Below are 16,842 nucleotides of genomic sequence, written 5' to 3'. Positions count from 1 at the left end.
ATATGGCATTGCGGACGACTCATAATCTGCAGCGCGGCATCCATCGGCTCCTCATGGCGCCGCAGGACGTTCCCGTCAAGGACCCTGTTCCCTGGCGCGAGCCGATGTTGACCCTGGCGGCTGCTTCAGTCGGCCATCGCGCGCTCTTCAAGGAGTATGAGGAGTTCCTCGAAGCTGCGATGTTGATTGCCGTCGACCTGTGGGAGGGCAGGATTCTGGCCCACGAGGAACGGGGACTTGACCCTGATTCCGCGCTGAAGGCGGCCTACGGTACCTTTTTCGCGGGGCCCGCCGCCTGCCCGCAGCTCGTCTGGGTGTTGCGGACGTACTGGCTCAAATGTGTTGCACTCAACCAGACCGTCCCTCCTGACGAGCGTGTCCCTCCACAGGTCCTCCTGTTCGGTTGGGTCATGCAGGCGGGCCGAGACGATTGGGTGCAGGTCCTCACCGCGATGACCTACTGGCCCATGGGAATCGACGCGGATGGCCACTGGGTGTAGCCATGTCCTTCCAGACGCTGTTGAGCAACCACACTCCTTTCGCCGCGGAGAAGTTCGTCCTCGTCGGTCCCCAGGGACAGGAGTCGGTTCTCGTGGTGCTCGCCGCGACGTTCGAAGCCTCCCGCGCGCCGCTCCATCTGGCGGACGAACAGGCCGGCATCCGCCTCACGGATTCCCATGTCGGCGTCCCGGGCCAATCGAGCGTTCGATTCACGCATGAACTGGCGCTGTTCAAGCCACTTGTCGATGTCATCATCAACGGGTCCGCGTACGCACCCGGTGGCAGGCCCGCGGAGCGTGTTTCCGTCGAGGTCCGTGTGGGCGACGTCCAGAAGTCGCTCTGGGCCCTCGGTCACCGTGTCTGGGCGGCCGGCTCGCTGACGCGCCCGCTCCCGTTCACGAAGATGCCGCTGCTCTGGGAGCGCGCGATGACCAGCGCTGGCTCGAAACGAGGTGGCCACTGCTTCCAACGGACTTTGATTCGAAGCACAACCAGGTGGCGCCTGCCGACCAACAGAGCCGAACCCTCGTCGGTGGCGAGCCTGTTCGGCTCCTGAACCTGACTCCAGATGGGCTCTGGACGTTCCGCCTGCCTGTCCTCGATGTCCCCGTTCACCTCCTCTATGACCGTGGCGTGAAGCGTGCCGCGCTGAAGCTGGACACGGTCCAACTCGAACCCGATTCCCGTCGCGTCCGCCTTACGGCTCGCGTCAGCCATGAAACCGTTCGCGGGAGTGCGCGCTTGCGAGAGATTGTGCTCGGCCACATGCGCGAGGCCTGGACCCGTGCACGACACGGCGGGAAGATGTACATCGATCGTCGAAATACCCGAGGTATCGACCTGTCCAGACCGACGTACCGGGTATGACCATGAGCACGCTCTACCTGGAGAGCTGCGGTGCGGTGACCCCCGTCGGGCTCGATAGCTTCTCCACGTGTGCGGCAATCCGTGCTGGAATCAACCGGGTCTCGTATTCCATTCCCGTTCCTCCGCCCGGAGAGCCGCTCAAGGCCGCTCGCGTGAAGGCGGGACGTGCGCTCCGGCGCACCCCTCGGGAGTGGCTCCTGAATCTCGCGAGTAGAGCCCTTGAGGAGTGTGTTGGCTCGCTGCGTCCCTCCATTCGGCCCGTGGCGTTGTTCGTCTGTCCTCCTGAGCCGTTCCGGCAACATCCTGGACTCGAGGGCATCCCGCGCCAGGACTTCGTTTCAATGCTGGCGGCGCGTCATGGATTGGTACTCCATCAGGGCTCGCGTGTGTTGGACGGAGGCGCGGCCTCCATCTTCGAAGCGCTCGCCGCCGCACGCGAACTCCTTGCACGGAACGCCATTACACGCGCGTTCATTGGAGGAGTTGATTCTCTTCTCAACGACACGGATATCGAGCGACTGAGAAAGGTCCACCGGCTCCATGAGGAAGGGAACCCTCAGGGCCTGATTCCGGGAGAGGCGGCTGCATTCCTCTGGGTCTCGCGCTCGGGTCGCGAGAGCCCCTATGTTCCGCTTGCCGCGCTGCGTGGGGCCGGCTCGGCTCACGAGCCGCACACCGTGGGCGGCCAACACTACTCCGTTGGTGAGGGGCTCGGAAAAGCGGTCCGCCTGGCGATCGACGACGCTCGTATCAGCGAAGCCGAGGTTTCGTTCGTTGTCTCGAACCACAATGGAGAGCGCTATGCGGCCTGGGAGACGACGTTCTCGCATGCTCGTATCTATCGTACCCGCCGCGAGCGCTTGCCCGTGATGTATCCCGCGTCCTCGATGGGTGATGTCGGTACGGCGGCGGCAGCTTTGTCGGTCATCCTCGCGGGTGTGGCGGTCGCAAGGGGGTATGCGCCAGGAACGACCGCCATCTGCGAGTGTCGCTCCGAGGAGTCACTCCGGGGCGCCTGTGTCGTGGGGCCGTCACGGGCGTCCTCTCCATTCTCGGCGCCGGGACAGAGGCGGCTCGCCGACCAGAAGTGATTCTTGGGTGAACCGAGGAGGCGCGTCCTCGCGGTTGCGCGGCTCATGCGCTCCCACCTGTGATTGCCATGTGACATGGGCCCAAGTGGCGCCGCTGCCTGGGAGCCTGCCTGCCCGGTAAGGCAAGCGGCCTGGCGCCGCGTCGATGGACGGAGTGGGGCTGTCGCCCTCACGAGGACGTAGCGCGGTGGGCACTTGCCGGGGACGGGAGTGGCGCTCCGATGGAGGGAGTCGCAACCTGTCCAGAGGTCCACGGTTCGAGGAGGCCGCACGGGATGGTCGTCATCATCATGGGAGTGTCGGGCGCCGGGAAGACGACGGTGGGAAAGGCCCTGGCGGCGAGCCTGGGCTGGCGCTTCCTGGACGCGGACGACCTGCACCCCCGGTCCAACGTGGCGAAGATGTCGGCGGGGGTTCCGTTGACGGACGAGGACCGCTGGCCCTGGCTCGACCTGGTGCGCGGTCAGCTCCAGACGGCGTTGGAGCGAGGCGAGGACCTGGTGCTGGCCTCGTCCGCGCTCAAGCGCACCTACCGGGACCGCCTGGAGGTGGACCCGAAGCAGACGCGATGGGTGTATCTGAATGCGCCGCGCGCGGTGCTGGCCAGCAGGCTCGGCAAGCGCCACGGCCACTTCATGCCGCCGTCGTTGCTGGACAGCCAGCTCGCCACGCTGGAGGTGCCCACGCAGGCGCTGGAGGTGGATGTCTCGCCCCCACCACCGGAGGTCGTGGCGCGCATCCGCGAGGGACTCAACCTCTGAAGCGCTTGCCCCTGGATTCCGCCAGGAATGTCAGACCGTTCCTGTAAATGTTGACCCAGATGCACATGTAGATCGGGTTGCACGAATGCTGTCCCGCGTCTCGCGGGGCGCCGTGCCCGACTTTCTGGAGAGACATTTCAATGTCGAGACTTCCGGGGATGAAACACGTTTCACGTGGGTGTGTCGTCGTGGCGCACGGCCTGCTGGCCCTTGGCGCGAGTGGTTGTGGTGGTGACGCCGCTGCCCCAAGCGAGGCCATCCGACAGGAGCGAGCCTTCCCAGGTCGCACGGGAGAAGTGCATCGCGCGGACTTCCAGGTGGGCGGAGGGCTTCGCACGCTCGCCTACGAGCGCGTCGATGGTGAGCGCGTCTTCCAGGGAGACATCCTCCTGACGCCCGAGGTTCCGGCGAGACAGCTCTCCGCGCAGTCGGTGGAAGCACTGGGCGCGGTGTCCACGCGAGCGATGACGCGCTGGCCGGGTGGCGTGGTGCCCTTCACGTTGGATGCGGCGCTGCCGGACATCGGACGTGTCGCGGGGGCCATGGCGCGGTGGGAATTGCTCACGCCCATCCGTTTCGTGCCACGCACCACGCAGACGGATTACGTCACGTTCCGGCCGGGCACGGGCTGCTCGTCGCACGTCGGGCGCATCGGCGGTCAGCAGTTCGTGACGCTCGCGCCGGGCTGCACCACGGGCAGCACGCTTCATGAGGTGGGGCACGTGCTGGGGCTCTGGCACGAGCAGGCGCGCACGGACCGGGACAAGAATGTCCTCATCCACTTCGAGAACATCGAGGAGGGGTATGCCCATGCCTTCGAGACCTTCGCGCAGGAGGGCGCGGCGGGCCGCAACCTGGGGCCGTATGGTTTGGATTCCATCATGCACTACGCACCGGAGGCGTTCTCCGCGAATGACTCGCCCACCATCACCCGGTTGGATGGTTCGTACTTCACCGCGAACCGCACGGCCCCGACGAACGCGGATGCCTGCGCGGTGAAGCGCCTCCACGGCTACGGGCGCCGCTCCGACGTGAATGGAGATGGCTTCGCGGACCTTGTCGTGGGCGCACCGGATGAAGACGTGGGCACGGGCGTGGACCAGGGCGCGGTGAGCATCGTGCTAGGCTCGGCCACGGGGCTGGGAGCGACGGGCTTGTGGCTGCATCGCGACGTGTCGGGTGTGGAGGACACGGCGGGGCTCGACGACCACTTCGGCGCCGCCGTGGCCGTGGGTGACTTCAACGGAGACTGCTTCGCGGATGTGGCGGTCGGCGTGCCCGGGGACGACGTGAATGGGATTGTCGACGCGGGCTCGGTCCACATCTTCCTGGGGTCGGCGCAGGGTGTGGATTTCAGCACCGACAAGGTGTTGCACCAGAACAGCACGGGAGTGCCCGACAGCGCGGAGGCGTTCGATGGTTTCGGCACCACGGTGGCGGTGGGGGACTTCAATGGCGACGGGTATGATGACCTGGCTGTGGGGGTGCCCGCGGAGGACTATGGCTCGTCGGCGCTCGACTCCGGGTTGGTGACGGTGTTGTACGGCTCCGCCTCAGGGCTCTCCGGCACGGGCTCGCAGAGCTGGAGTCAGGCGTCGGCGCACGTGCTCGAAGTCACGGAGACGGGAGACCGCTTCGGCTCCGCGCTGGCGGCGGGCGACTTCAACGGCGATGGCTTCGACGAGCTGGCCGTGGGCGTGCCCTCCGAGGATGTGGGCACCGCCGAGGACGTGGGCGCGGTGAACGTCCTGTTCGGCTCCATCGATGGTCTGACGAGCACGGGCAACCAGCTCTGGGTTCCGGGGAGCGATGGGGTGCCAGGTGCCGTGAGCGCGGAGCTGCGCTTCGGTGCCGCGCTCGCGGCGGGGGACTTCAACGGAGATGGCCGGAGTGAGCTGGCAATCGGCGCGCCAGGACAGACGGTGGGCTTCAAGGCGCTGGCTGGCGCCGTGACGGTGCTGCGCGGCGGAACCGCGGGGCTCCAGTCCACGGGGGCTCTCTCCTGGAGTCAGGACTCGGCGGGTATCTCGGACGTGGCCGAGGAGGGAGATGGTCTGGGCTCCTCGCTGGTGGCCGAGGACTTCGATGGAGACGGCCATGCGGACCTCGCCATCGGTGTGCCCTCGGAGAGCGTGGAGGGCATCGCTGGCGCGGGCATCGTGCACGTGTTGCATGGCGCGCCGGGTGGACTGTCCGGTGCGCGCGAGCAGCGCTGGTCCCAGGTGGGCTCCACCGTGGATGAAGGCGCGGAGTACCAGGATGAGTTCGGCTTCCGGCTGACGGCGGGCGACTACGACGGGAATGGCTTCGTGGACCTGGCGGTGGGAGTGCCCTACGAGGACGTGGGGAGCGCGGTCGACTCGGGTGCGGTGCACGTGTTGTACAGCGCGGGGGACATGGGGCTGTCACGCGCGGGAGAGCAGCGCTGGTCCCAGGCTCCTTCGGGGCAGACCGACTCGGTGGAGACGGGAGACCGCTTCGGCGGAGGTCTCTAGGGCTTATCGTGCGCGGCGAAGAGGTCGCTCGCCGCGCGCGCCTTCGAGGGCGCTAGAGGGAGTCGAGCACGGGAGCAATCCGCGCGAGCACGCCCAACCGACGCATTCCCCGACGGTGCATCGGTGCGCCAGCAATGAACCCGCGTGTGGCCCGTGGCTAGCGGTGGCGCTTTCGCGTCCTCACGGTCCGTCGTTGCTCCTCGGCGGACAGTCGCTCGGGGATGCGCGCGACGAGGATGTCGATGGCCGCGCGCACCTTCGAGGGCAGGTGCTTGTTCTGGGGCCACACGGCGAAGAGTTCATTGCCGTGGTGCCCCTCGTTCTCCAGCAGCGTCACCAGCTCGCCCTTGTGCACCCGCTCGGCGATGAGCCAGCTCGGAAGCCACGCGAGCCCCGCGCCTTGGACGGCGGCATCGGCGATGGTCTCCAGGTCATCGAAGCGCAGCCGGCCCTGGACCGCGATGAGTCGCTCGCCGCCCTGTCCGTCCGGGAAGCGCCAGGAATTGCTCACGCCCGCGCGCCCGTAGTTGATGGCCTCGTGCTTCGCGAGGTCCGCGAGCGTCCTGGGTCGGCCGCGTCGGGCGACATAGCGGGGTGAGGCGCAGACGCTCATCATCTGCACGCCGAGCTTGCGCGCGGTGAGGCCCGCGTGGGCCGCCAGGGGCGCGGCGCGGATGGCCAGGTCGAAGCCTTCCTCGATGAGGTCCACCACGCGGTCGCTGAAACACAACTCCAGCTCCAGCCCCGGGTGCTGGCGCGTCAGCTCCCACAGCAGCGGCGCCGCACAGTGCCGACCGAACAACACGGACGCGGCCACACGCAGGCGGCCCGTGGGCGCGCGACGCCCGGAGTCCAGCGCCGCCTCGGCTGCTTCCAGCTCCGCGAGCGCGCGGACGCAGCGCTCATAGAAGACCTGTCCGTCCTCGGTGAGGCTCTGTCTGCGCGTGGTGCGCTGGAATAGGCGGGTGCCCAGCCGCTCCTCCAGCCGGGCGATGCTCTTGCCCACGGCGGAGCGGGACTGGCCCAGGCGCTCGGCGGCGAGCGCGAAGCCCCCGGCCTCGGCGGCCTGGACGAAGGTGTGCACTCCACTGAGTCGGTCCATCGTCATGGCGTGGCGTCCATTGGAGAAATCCTGTCACCAGTAAAGCGCCGAAGTCTCGTCACTGGCGACATATCCGCGTCGGTATATCCCCCGCGCCCCTCGGTGGCACGGCAACGGAGAGAGACGATGGATGGCGTGATGAAGCGGTGGGAGCTGCGCAAGCCCGGTCGGGCGAACCTGGAGCTGGCGAGCCTGGCGATTCCCACACCGGGCGCGGGCGAGGCCCTGGTGCGAGTCTCCGCGGTGTCGCTGAACTACCGCGAGAAGTTGTTCCTGGATGCGGCGGGCTATTCGGACGTGCCGTGGCCCTTCGTTCCCACCTCCGACATGGTGGGCGAGGTCGTGGCCACGGGCAGTGGCGTCACTCGCGTCCGGATGGGGGAGCGGGTGCTCGCCGCGTTCAACACGGATTGGGTGGAGGGGCCGGTGCCCCGCGTGAATGGCTCCGTGCGCAGCCTGGGCGGGAGCCTTCAGGGCGTGCTGTCTGAGTACGTGACGATGCCGGAGAGCTGGCTCGTCGCCGCGCCCAAGTCATTGGATGACGTGCGCGCCAGCACGCTGCCGTGCGCGGGGCTCACCGCGTGGACGGCGCTCGTGGAGTTGGGTGGGCTGCGGCCAGGACAGACGGTGGTGGCACAGGGCACTGGTGGCGTGTCGCTGTTCGCGGTGCAGCTCGCATCGGCGCTGGGCGCTCGGGTCATCGTCACGTCGGGGGATGAGGAGAAGCTCGCGCGCGCGAAGAAACTGGGCGCGACCCATGGCATCCACCGACGCCAGTCGCCGGATTGGGAGAAGGCGGTGGTGGAGCTGACGGGCGGGCGCGGCGCGGACCACATCCTGGAGATGGTGGGTGGTGACAACCTCGGGCGCTCGGTCAAGGCGCTGGCGCCCGCGGGGCGTGTCACGCTCATTGGCGTGCTGGACGGCTTCGACATGCGCTTCCCGGTGTTGCCGTTGTTCCAGACGCAGGGCACCCTCCAGGGCGTGACGGTGGGGAATCGGCGCGGGCTGGAGGACTTCGTGCGCGCGGTGGATTCACTGCGCCTGGAGCCCGTGGTCGACGCGACGTATGCGCTCCGCGAGTTCCCGAAGGCGCTCGAGCACCTGGACCGGGGACCCTTCGGCAAGGTGGTGATTCGCGTCCGCGAGTGAGCGCGTCGGCGGGGCGTCTACCGGAACGCGGGCCAGGTGAAGGTCGGTGTTCCAGCCCAGCGCTCCACCAGTTGCTCCTCCAGCGCGGCGAGGGTTTGGGAGAGGGCGGGGACCATGTTCGTGGGCTCTCGCAGGACGCGGGAGCGCGCGAGGTGGCGCAGCAGGGCGGCGCGCTCGGAGTAGCCTGGCGCCCAGTCCCTGTCCCGCTCCAGCGCCTTGGGCGACAGCCACTGGAACATGTTCACCGTGCGAGCCGTGGCGACGAGGGCGCGCGCGTGCGTATAGGTGGTGTCCGTCTGGGCCGCCTCGCAGACGGGGGCCAGGGTGATGCGGTAGGTGAGGTCCGCGCGGGTGACGAGCTCGTCTGGCAAAGGCACCACGAGCAGCCACATGAGCGCGTCGTACAGTGCGTGGCGCATGCCGCAGTATTCGAAGTCGAGCAGGCGCGGGCCGCTGGGGGTGAAGAGGGTGTTGCTCGGGGCCATGTCCCCGTGGGTGAGCGCGAGGAAGGGGCCGGGCTCGGCCAGCTCCCGCGCGAGCTGCTCCACGTCTTCCTGCGTGCCGGGGACCAGGGGCGTGCCCAGGGCCTCCGTCCAGCGCCGCAGCCGGTCCGTGTGGTCCAGCAGATAGCGGGCGTTGTCGATGCGGACGCGCAGCGGGCGTGGGTTGAGCGAGTGGCGGAGCAGGTCGAAGTCACCCTGCAGGCCCCGGGTGCGCGCGTGGAGCTGGCCGGTGAGGCGGGCCACGGCGAGCAGTCCTCCGGTGGCGGCGCTCGCGTCGTCGGCGTTGAAGAGGTCTTCCAGGCTGGGGCCGCTGCCCAAGTCCTGGAGGACGAGCAGGCGCGAGTGGATGTCTCCAGCGATGAGGCCCGGGGCGGTCGTGAGGTTGTGGCGGCCGAGCAGCTCCAGGCCGGCCCACTCGTCCAGGCCGAGCACGGGGTCTTCGTGGAAGTGCTTGAGGATGACGGTGGGCACGTCGCCACCGCGCACGCGGGCTCGCACGACGTGACAGCGGGACTGGGTGCGGAGGACCTCGGGCTCCGCGAGGAGCACGGGGCGTCCCCAGGCGGCGGAGAGCGAGCGAGCGCCGTCGGCGAGCAGTTGCTCCAGGTCCAGGGCGCTCAGGGGAGCCGCTCCACGGTGGCGCCCGCGCGTTCCAACAGCTCGCGGTACCACGCGAAGGCGCGCGCGGTGCGGTCGCCCAGGCTCTTCGCGCCCCAGAGAAGGGTGAGGGTGCGGCGCGTGTCGGCGTTCGTCTTGGTGCGCTGCGCGTCCTTCACGGCATTGGCGCAGGGGCCCTCCGCGTCGAAGAGGCACAGCAGGCCCGCCAGGTCGATGCTCTGTCCGGAGGCATTGAAGACGTACTGCGCGCCCTCGGGAGCGATGGCCACGCGGAAGGGAGACGTGGCGCGGTCCATGTCGACGACGCTGACGGGAAGTCCGCTGTGCAGGGACACCGCGTTGCACAGGTCCACCGCGGTGTTGATGGTGCCGAGCGAGCCATCGCCCGCGGCGCGCACCAGGTACTCGCTGGCGGGCTTGCCTCGGCCGGTGGGCTTGTAGCCGCCGTGGCGGAGCATGTCGCGCACCGCGCCTCGCACGGCGTCGTCGCTGGAGAGCGGCGCGGAGGCATCCGACTTCAGCAGCGCCACCAGCCACTCCGGCGAGGGCAGGGAGCCCAGCGGTGCGGGGAAGGTGGTGGTGAAGGCCAGGGTGTCCAGGGACGGATGCGGTTCGACGGTCAGCACGGTCGGGCACTCTACGCCACACGGCGCGCCCGTGCTGGCGGTGGTGCGCGCAAACGGCGGTGATGCCGCCTACGCCACATGTGGAGCCTGCCTTTGTCGGCGGTGGTGCGCGCAAACGGCGGTGATGTCGCCTCCGCCACATGCGGAGCCTGTGCTGGCGGCGGTGCTCGGGCACGGAGGCGATGCCCACGCACCCGGTGTCGCGTTGCCCATGGGAGGCAGATGGGTACGGAGCTGGTTTCGCAGTGCGAGTCGTTCCAGACCGCTCGGAGCTGAACCAGAGCTGAACCGGTGCCGTAAGAGTGTCGTCCTCGCGCCAGGGTGAAAGGCGCGCATGAGAGCAACCAGCGCCCCCGGGCGTGCGTGGTACGGTCGCGCCTTCCGAGCTTTGGCGCCCGCTCGTGCCCCACGATGCGCGGCGAGGAGGAGCAATCGATGGCAGACGCGAACCAGCGGATGATGCGGGCGGCGCGCTTCGATACGGCCGCGCGGACGTTGACGGTGACCGACGTCCCCGTCCCCCAGCCGCGTCCGGGCGAGGTGCGGGTGCGAGTGAAGGCGTGCGGCATCTGTCTCTCGGATGCGCACCTGCTCGACGGCTCGCTGCGCTCTCCGCTGCCGATGGTGACACCGGGACATGAGTCCTCGGGCGTCATCGACGAGGTGGGCGTGGGCGTGCCGCGCTGGCAGGTGGGGCAGCGTGTCGCGATGGCGGGTGGCAAGCCCTGCGGTCGCTGCGCGAAGTGCTCCAACGGTCAGCCGACGGACTGCCTCGACTTCCAAATCATGGGTTTCCACTACGACGGCGCCTGGGCCGAGTACGTCGTGGTGCCGTACTTCGTGCTCTCGTTGGTTCCCGACCACCTGCCGTTCGAACAGGCGGCCATCCTCGCGGACGCGGTGGCCACGCCGTACGCGGGCTTGCTGGACAGCGCGAAGCTGAAGCCCGCGCAGTCGGTGGGCTTGTGGGGCATCGGCGGGCTTGGCGTCCACGCGGTACAGATTGCGCGGATGATGGGAGCGACGCCCATCATCGCGTTCGACACGAACGAGGCCGCGCGCAATCGAGCGCTGGAGTTCGGCGCGGACGTGGCGTTGGACCCGCGCTCTCCGGACGTGCGTGCGCAGGTGCTCCAGCACACGCATGGCCTGGGCCTGGATGTGGCGGTGGACCTGGTGGGGGCGAACTCGGTACTGGCGCAGGCGGCGTTGTGCCTCGGGCGCTACGGGCGCGTGGTGATGGTGGGCCTGTCACCGGAGCAGATTCAATTGGGCGCCGGTGTGAACTTCGGCCTGCGCTCCCAGACGCTTCAGGGACACCTGGGCTACGAGAAGAAGCACCTGGACCAGCTCGTGGCGCTGGTGAGCACCAAGCGCCTGGACGTCTCGCGCTCCGTGACGGCGACGATGCCGCTGGAGGACGTGGCGAAGGGTGTGGAGCGGCTGGTGAAGAAGGAAGGCAATCCCATCCGCCTCGTCATCACGCCCTGAGGCTCACGGGCAGCACGGCGGGGGAGCGGGCGGCCGAGCACCCAGGAGAGTGTCCGGACCTGGTGCGGATCCGCTCCTGGCGGAATGGGCACCACCCCGGGGGCCTGATGTCGAGGGGATGCGGCCGGCCCATGTAGGTCTCCCTCCCGGCTCCGGGGCGGACGCCCCCTTGGTGGGCAGGCCTCGGGCATGGGAAGCGGAGGTCGAGGGTTCGGAACAGTCCTCCTTCGGCGTCCCCCATGGCATAAGGGCGCCGCGCCCGCCTTCCGGGCAACCCCTACGCACATGATTCGTCTCGACAACATCAGCAAGCAGCACGGCCAGCAGATTCTCTTCATCGAGGCTTCGGCCGCTCTCCACAAGGGGGAGAAGGTCGGGCTCGTCGGTCCCAACGGCGCCGGCAAGACGACGCTGTTCCGGATGATTACCGACCAGGAGCACCCCGACGAAGGCCAGGTGGCCGTCGACCGTGGTGTCACCATCGGCTACTTCAACCAGGACGTCGGCGAGATGTCCGGCCGCTCCGCCGTGGCCGAGGTCATGGACGGCGCCGGTCCAGTGAGCTCGGTCGCCGGGGAGATGAAGTCGCTCGAAGCGGACATGGCCGACCCGGACAAGGCCGACGACATGGAGAAGCTCGTCGAGCGCTACGGCCTGGTGCAGGCGCGCTTCGAGGAGCTCGGTGGCTACGCGCTGGAGGGCCGCGCGCGGGAGATTCTCGCGGGCCTGGGCTTCAGCGAGGAGATGATGGACGGCGACGTCGGCGCGCTGTCCGGCGGTTGGAAGATGCGCGTGGCGCTGGCGCGCATCCTGCTCATGCGCCCGGACGCGATGCTGCTCGACGAGCCGAGCAACCATCTGGACCTGGAGAGCCTCATCTGGCTGGAGGGCTTCCTCAAGGGGTACGAGGGCGCGCTCCTGATGACGTCGCACGACCGCGAGTTCCTCAACCGCATCGTCACCAAGATGGTGGAGATCGACGGCGGCTCGCTGACGACGTACTCGGGCAACTACGACTTCTATGAGCAGCAGCGGGCGCAGAACGAGAAGCAGCAGCAGGCGCAGTACGAGCGCCAGCAGGCCATGCTCGCCAAGGAGTTGAAGTTCATCGAGCGCTTCAAGGCCCGCGCCTCGCACGCCGCGCAGGTGCAGAGCCGCGTGAAGAAGCTGGAGAAGATTGAAAAGGTGGAGCCGCCCAAGCGCCGCACGACGGTGCTGTTCGAGTTCCAGCCTGCGCCGCGCTCGGGTGACGACGTGGTGAACCTGAAGGCCGTGCACAAGGCCTACGGCAAGCGGACCATCTACGAGGGCATGGACTTCCTCGTGCGCCGTGGCGAGCGCTGGTGCGTCATGGGCGTCAACGGCGCGGGCAAGTCCACGCTGCTGAAGCTGGTGGTGGGCTCGACGACTCCGGACACCGGCGCGGTGACGGTGGGTGGCAGCGTGAAGCTGGGGTACTTCGCCCAGCACGCCATGGACCTGCTGAATGGTGAGCGCACCGTGTTCGAGTCCCTGGAGGACGCGTTCCCCCGCGCCGGCCAGGGCTCGCTGCGCGCGCTGGCCGGGTGCTTCGGCTTCTCCGGTGACGAGGTGGAGAAGAAGTGCCGCGTGCTGTCGGGTGGTGAGAAGGCGCGTCTGGTGATGGCGAAGATGCTCTTCGACCCGCCCAACTTCCTGGTGCTGGACGAGCCCACCAACCACCTGGACATGGCGACGAAGGAGATGCTGATTACGGCGCTGGCCCGCTACGAAGGCACGATGCTCTTCGTCTCGCACGACCGTCACTTCCTGGGCGCGCTGTCCAACCGCGTGCTGGAGCTGACGCCGGAAGGCATCCACCAGTACGGCGGTGGCTACACCGAGTACGTGGCGCGCACCGGCCACGAGGCGCCGGGTCTGCGCAGCTGAGTGACGGCGAGAGGCCGCGCTCCTTCGGGATGCGCGGCTACTCGAACAGGCGGCTGGCCAGTCGCGCCAGCTTCCGCGCCTTGCCGGTGTACGGCGGGAAGAACAGGTTCGCCAGCGTCGTACGGCCCTGGCGAAGCACCGCGCGCTCGTGGCTGAACGTCCTGAAGCCCGTCTCTCCGTGGTACGCGCCCAGGCCGCTCGCGCCCACGCCGCCGAAGGGCAGGTTCGGGTTCACGTTGTGCAACACCACGGTGTTGATGCACGTGCCGCCCGCGCTCGTCTCCTGGAGCAGCCGCTCCACCACCGCGTCGTCGTGGCTGAAGACGTAGAGCGCCAACGGCTTGCCGCCCGCGCGTACGTGCGTCACCACCTCGTCGAGCGACTCGTAGCGCAGCACCGGCAGCACCGGCCCGAAAATCTCCTCCTCCATCAGCGGCGCATCCGGCGCCACGTCCGCCAGCACCGTCGGCGCGATGAAGCGCGTCTCAGCGTCCACGCCGCCGCCCACCACCACCCGCGCCCCCGCCGCCACCGTGCGGTCCATCAGCCCGCGCACCCGTGCGAAGGCGCCGTCATCCACCATGCGGCAGAGGTCCGTGCTCGCGCGCCGCGCCTCCTCGGAGCGTCCGTAGAAACGCTCCAGCGCCGCCTTCAGGGCCGCGAGGAACGCCTCCTCCTTCGATGCATGCACCCAGACGTGGTCCGGGGCGATGCATGTCTGCCCGCCATTGAGGAACTTGCCCCAGGCCACGCGCTCCGCCGCGGCCTCCAGGTCCGCCGTCGCATCGACGATGGCCGGTGACTTGCCACCCAACTCCAGCGTCACGCTGGCCAGGTGCTTCGCCGCCGCCTCCATCACCCGCCGCCCCACGCGCGGCCCACCGGTGAAGAAGAAGTGGTCGAACGGCAACCGCAAGAGCGCCTCGCCCACCTCCGCGCCGCCCTCCACCAGCGCGACTTCGTCCTCGGGGAAGGTGTCTCGCACCAGCTCCGCCAGGAAGCGCGACGTGTTCGGCGTCTTGTCGCTGGGCTTGCACAGCACGGTGTTGCCCGCCGCCACCGCGCCTATCAGCGGCAGCATCAGCAGGTTGAAGGGGTAGTTCCACGGAGCCAGCACCAGCACCACGCCGCGCGCTTCGTAGCGCACGTGGCTGGAGGTGCCCGTGAGCACCAGCGGCGTCGTCACCTTGCGCGGCTTCATCCACGCCTTGAGGTGCTTGCGCACGTGCTCCAGCTCGATGAGCACCGGGAGGATTTCCGTCGCCTCGACTTCCGCGCGGGGCTTGCGGAAGTCCGCGTGGATGGCGTCGGCGAGCGCATCCCGCCGCTCGATGATGCGCGCCTTGAGCTTCTCCAGCCTCTCCAGTCGCTCGCCGGGGCCGCGCCGCGCCACGTCCCAGCGCCGGGCCCGCAGGCGCTCGAACGCCTCCTGCAAGGCCCGGGGAATCAGCTCCTCCTCCTGCTTCACCACGCGCATCCCGGCTCCTCTGGCTGTCTGGCCTACTCCAACAGCCGGCTGGCGCGGGAGGCCCATTCCTGCGCCTTTCCGCGGTACGGCGGGAAGAACACCGCCGCCAGCGACTTCATCCATTGAACCGACACGGCGCGCTCGTGACTGAAGGTCCGGAAGCCGTAGACGCCGTGGTAGTGCCCCAGGCCACTCATTCCCACCCCGCCGAAGGGCAGGTTCGGGTTCGCCACGTGGATGAGGACGTTGTTCACCACGGCCCCTCCGGACGTCGTGTTGCGGAATACGTCCTCGACGGCCCGCTTGTCCTGGCTGAAGACGTAGAGCGCCAGCGGCTTGTCCCCACCCTGGATGTGCGCGTACACCTCGTCACGCGAGCGGTACGTCATCACCGGCAACACCGGCCCGAAGATTTCCCCCTCCATGATGGCCATGTCCGGCGTCACGCCCGTCAGCACGGTGGGTGCCAGGTAGCGCGAGGGCCCGTCCGCCACCCCGCCCACCTCGACTCGCGCCCCCGCCGCCACCGTCCTGTCCACCAGGTCCTTCACCCGCCGCCACGCCGCCGCGTCCACCAGCCGCGAGAAGTCCGCGCTCGCCTGCCGCTCCGGCTCGGTGGCCCCGTAGAAGCGGGCGATGACCGCCTTGAGCGCGTCGATGAAGGCCTGCTGCCGTGACTCGTGCACGAACACGTAGTCCGGCGCGACACAGGTCTGTCCGCCGTTGATGAACTTGCCCCACGCGAGCCGCTCCGCCGCGGCCTGCACGTCCGCCGTCTCATCGATGATGGCCGGCGACTTGCCGCCCAATTCCAGCGTCACGCTGGCCAGGTGCTTCGCCGCCGCCTCCATCACCTTGCGGCCGATGCGCGGGTTGCCGGTGAAGAAGAAGTGGTCGAAGGGCAGCTCCAAGAGCGCCTCCGCCGTCTCCGCGCCGCCCTCGAACAGCGCGACTTCGTTCTCCGGGAAGACGTCCCGCACCAGCCGCGAGAGGAAGCGCGCGGTGTGAGGCGTCTTCTCGCTGGGCTTGCAGATGACGGTGTTGCCCGCGGCGATGGCGGCGATGAGCGGCGCCATCAGGAGCTGGAAGGGGTAGTTCCACGGGGCCAGCACCAGCACCACGCCGCGCGCCTCGTAGCGCACGTGCGCGGAGGAGCCCGCGAGCAACAGCGGCGTGCCCACGCGCGTGGGCTTCATCCACGACGACAGGTGCTTCACCGTGTGGTTCAGCTCCTCCAGCGTCGGGTGGATTTCCGTCAGCTCCACCTCCAGCGCGGGCTTGCGGAAGTCCTGGTGGATGGCCTCGGCCAGCTCGTCGCGGCGAGCGATGATGGCCTCGCGCAGGCGCTTGAGCCGGGCGATGCGCTCGGCGGTGGTGGTGCGCGACATCACCCAGCGGTTGGCGCGCTGGGCCTGGAAGGCGGCCTGGATGCGCGCGAGGTCCGCGGTGGGCTTCGACTCGGTGGTGACGGGGACGAGCTCCAGCATGGTTGGCTCCTGGGGTGTGGCGGGGTGCTTCAGCGGGCCTCGAGCCCGCGCAAGAGGGTGGTGAGCGCCGCGGTCAGCTCGGCGGTGAAGTCGATTCGCAAGGGGGCCATGTGCGGCGACGCCAGGACTTCGCGCGCCACGGGCGCCACGTCCGCCATCTGCCGCAGGCCCGTCACCAGCGCGTGCAGGTGCACCAGCACTCGGGGGCCCTCGCCGGGCCGCAGGAAAGTCATTCGCGATTCCAGCAGCGCGCCGATGTGCAGCATCGCCTGCAGCAGCCGCTCCTTGAACCGCCGCGCCTGCTCCACCGTCACGTTCTGCTCCAGCACCGTCTGGAGCATCGCGAGCAGCCGCGTGAGCGACGTCTCTGGCTCCAGCGACTCGGCCACGGTGCGCGCCAGCCACGGGCCCGTCCACGTCGCGTCCGGCTGACACAGCCGCGCGTCCAGCCGCGAGAACCAGGAGAAGAGCAGGTCGTCCAGGAGCGCCAGGAACAGCGCCTCCTTGGTCGGGAAGTAGAGGAACACCGTGCCCTTGGCCAGCCCGGCCCGCTCCGCCACGTCCGCCATCTTCACCTCCGCGTAGGAGGTGGCCTCGTAGAGCGCCAGCGCTTCGTCCAGCAACTGGCGCCGCCGCGCTTCCTTGTCCTCGTCCTTGCGCGCCCGCTGGGGCGCCGCCCGTCCCGCCTTCTCGCCCACGTTGCTGACCATGGGTCATCAATAGGTGACCTTGGGTCAGTCGTCAATTGACTGGCGGTCAGCTTCGACGGTTG

Annotated in this window: 15 protein-coding genes; 9 read left to right on the top strand and 6 right to left on the bottom strand. The window is 68.8% G+C overall.

Annotated elements, in window-relative coordinates; translation table 11 throughout:
* Positions 1–2: 2 nt before the first annotated feature.
* From G4D83_RS05395 to G4D83_RS05370, 6 genes are all read left to right on the top strand, one after another.
* Complete coding sequence (locus G4D83_RS05395) at positions 3–500, top strand: hypothetical protein (RefSeq protein ID WP_163863464.1); 498 nt, start codon at positions 3–5, stop codon at positions 498–500.
* 2 nt (positions 501–502) lie between these two features.
* Positions 503–1,057 (top strand): DUF2169 domain-containing protein, encoded by a 555-nt coding sequence (locus G4D83_RS45905; RefSeq protein WP_255203259.1) that lies wholly within the window; start codon positions 503–505, stop codon positions 1,055–1,057.
* Entirely contained in the window at positions 961–1,368 is a 408-nt protein-coding gene (locus tag G4D83_RS47180) for a DUF2169 domain-containing protein (protein WP_368670350.1), read from the top strand. Before G4D83_RS45905 ends, G4D83_RS47180 begins: the two co-directional genes overlap by 97 nt.
* A 2-nt stretch (positions 1,369–1,370) precedes the next feature.
* Positions 1,371–2,459: a hypothetical protein gene (locus G4D83_RS05380; RefSeq protein WP_163863462.1), complete on the top strand. Its 1,089-nt coding sequence runs from the start codon at positions 1,371–1,373 to the stop codon at positions 2,457–2,459.
* A 275-nt stretch (positions 2,460–2,734) separates the two neighbouring features.
* Positions 2,735–3,220: a gluconokinase gene (locus tag G4D83_RS05375; protein WP_163863461.1), complete on the top strand. Its 486-nt coding sequence runs from the start codon at positions 2,735–2,737 to the stop codon at positions 3,218–3,220.
* Positions 3,221–3,378: 158 nt separating this feature from the next.
* Positions 3,379–5,715, top strand: a complete 2,337-nt coding sequence (locus G4D83_RS05370) for a M12 family metallopeptidase (RefSeq protein WP_163863460.1) — start codon at positions 3,379–3,381, stop codon at positions 5,713–5,715.
* Positions 5,716–5,872: 157 nt separating this feature from the next.
* Here G4D83_RS05370 and G4D83_RS05365 read toward each other — a convergent pair whose 3' ends face one another.
* Entirely contained in the window at positions 5,873–6,823 is a 951-nt protein-coding gene (locus tag G4D83_RS05365; RefSeq protein WP_163863459.1) for a LysR family transcriptional regulator, read from the bottom strand.
* 120 nt (positions 6,824–6,943) lie between these two features.
* On the opposite strand from G4D83_RS05365, the gene G4D83_RS05360 reads away from it, so the two are divergent.
* The gene (locus G4D83_RS05360) at positions 6,944–7,969 is read left to right on the top strand and encodes a zinc-dependent alcohol dehydrogenase family protein (RefSeq protein ID WP_163863458.1); all 1,026 of its coding nucleotides are present in this window, start codon (positions 6,944–6,946) and stop codon (positions 7,967–7,969) included.
* Between the two features lie 17 nt (positions 7,970–7,986).
* Here G4D83_RS05360 and G4D83_RS05355 read toward each other — a convergent pair whose 3' ends face one another.
* Positions 7,987–9,021, bottom strand: coding sequence for a phosphotransferase (locus G4D83_RS05355; protein ID WP_163863457.1), 1,035 nt, complete (start codon positions 9,019–9,021; stop codon positions 7,987–7,989).
* Between the two features lie 68 nt (positions 9,022–9,089).
* Positions 9,090–9,716, bottom strand: a complete 627-nt coding sequence (locus G4D83_RS05350) for a phenylalanine--tRNA ligase beta subunit-related protein (RefSeq protein ID WP_163863455.1) — start codon at positions 9,714–9,716, stop codon at positions 9,090–9,092.
* A 435-nt stretch (positions 9,717–10,151) separates the two neighbouring features.
* Between G4D83_RS05350 and G4D83_RS05345 the strand changes: the two genes are divergently transcribed.
* Both G4D83_RS05345 and G4D83_RS05340 read left to right on the top strand, forming a co-directional pair.
* Positions 10,152–11,207 (top strand): zinc-binding dehydrogenase, encoded by a 1,056-nt coding sequence (locus G4D83_RS05345; RefSeq protein ID WP_163863453.1) that lies wholly within the window; start codon positions 10,152–10,154, stop codon positions 11,205–11,207.
* A 285-nt stretch (positions 11,208–11,492) separates the two neighbouring features.
* Positions 11,493–13,115 carry an ABC-F family ATP-binding cassette domain-containing protein gene (locus G4D83_RS05340; RefSeq protein WP_163863450.1) on the top strand — a complete coding sequence of 541 codons (1,623 nt, stop codon included), beginning with the start codon at positions 11,493–11,495 and terminating at the stop codon, positions 13,113–13,115.
* A 37-nt stretch (positions 13,116–13,152) separates the two neighbouring features.
* Here G4D83_RS05340 and G4D83_RS05335 read toward each other — a convergent pair whose 3' ends face one another.
* Genes G4D83_RS05335 through G4D83_RS05325 form a run of 3 tightly spaced genes read right to left on the bottom strand, consistent with a single transcriptional unit; the run spans position 13,153 to position 16,780 of the window.
* Complete coding sequence (locus G4D83_RS05335; protein ID WP_163863448.1) at positions 13,153–14,592, bottom strand: aldehyde dehydrogenase family protein; 1,440 nt, start codon at positions 14,590–14,592, stop codon at positions 13,153–13,155.
* A gap of 23 nt (positions 14,593–14,615) precedes the next feature.
* Positions 14,616–16,070, bottom strand: coding sequence for an aldehyde dehydrogenase family protein (locus G4D83_RS05330; protein ID WP_163863446.1), 1,455 nt, complete (start codon positions 16,068–16,070; stop codon positions 14,616–14,618).
* A gap of 29 nt (positions 16,071–16,099) precedes the next feature.
* Entirely contained in the window at positions 16,100–16,780 is a 681-nt protein-coding gene (locus G4D83_RS05325) for a TetR/AcrR family transcriptional regulator (RefSeq protein WP_163863444.1), read from the bottom strand.
* Between the last annotated feature and the right edge of the window lie 62 nt (positions 16,781–16,842).

The organism is Myxococcus eversor (assembly GCF_010894455.1).
GTDB classification, from domain to species: domain Bacteria; phylum Myxococcota; class Myxococcia; order Myxococcales; family Myxococcaceae; genus Myxococcus; species Myxococcus eversor.
The sequence above is the reverse complement of the archived record's forward strand: the minus strand, read 5'-3'. Positions and strand labels throughout refer to the sequence as shown.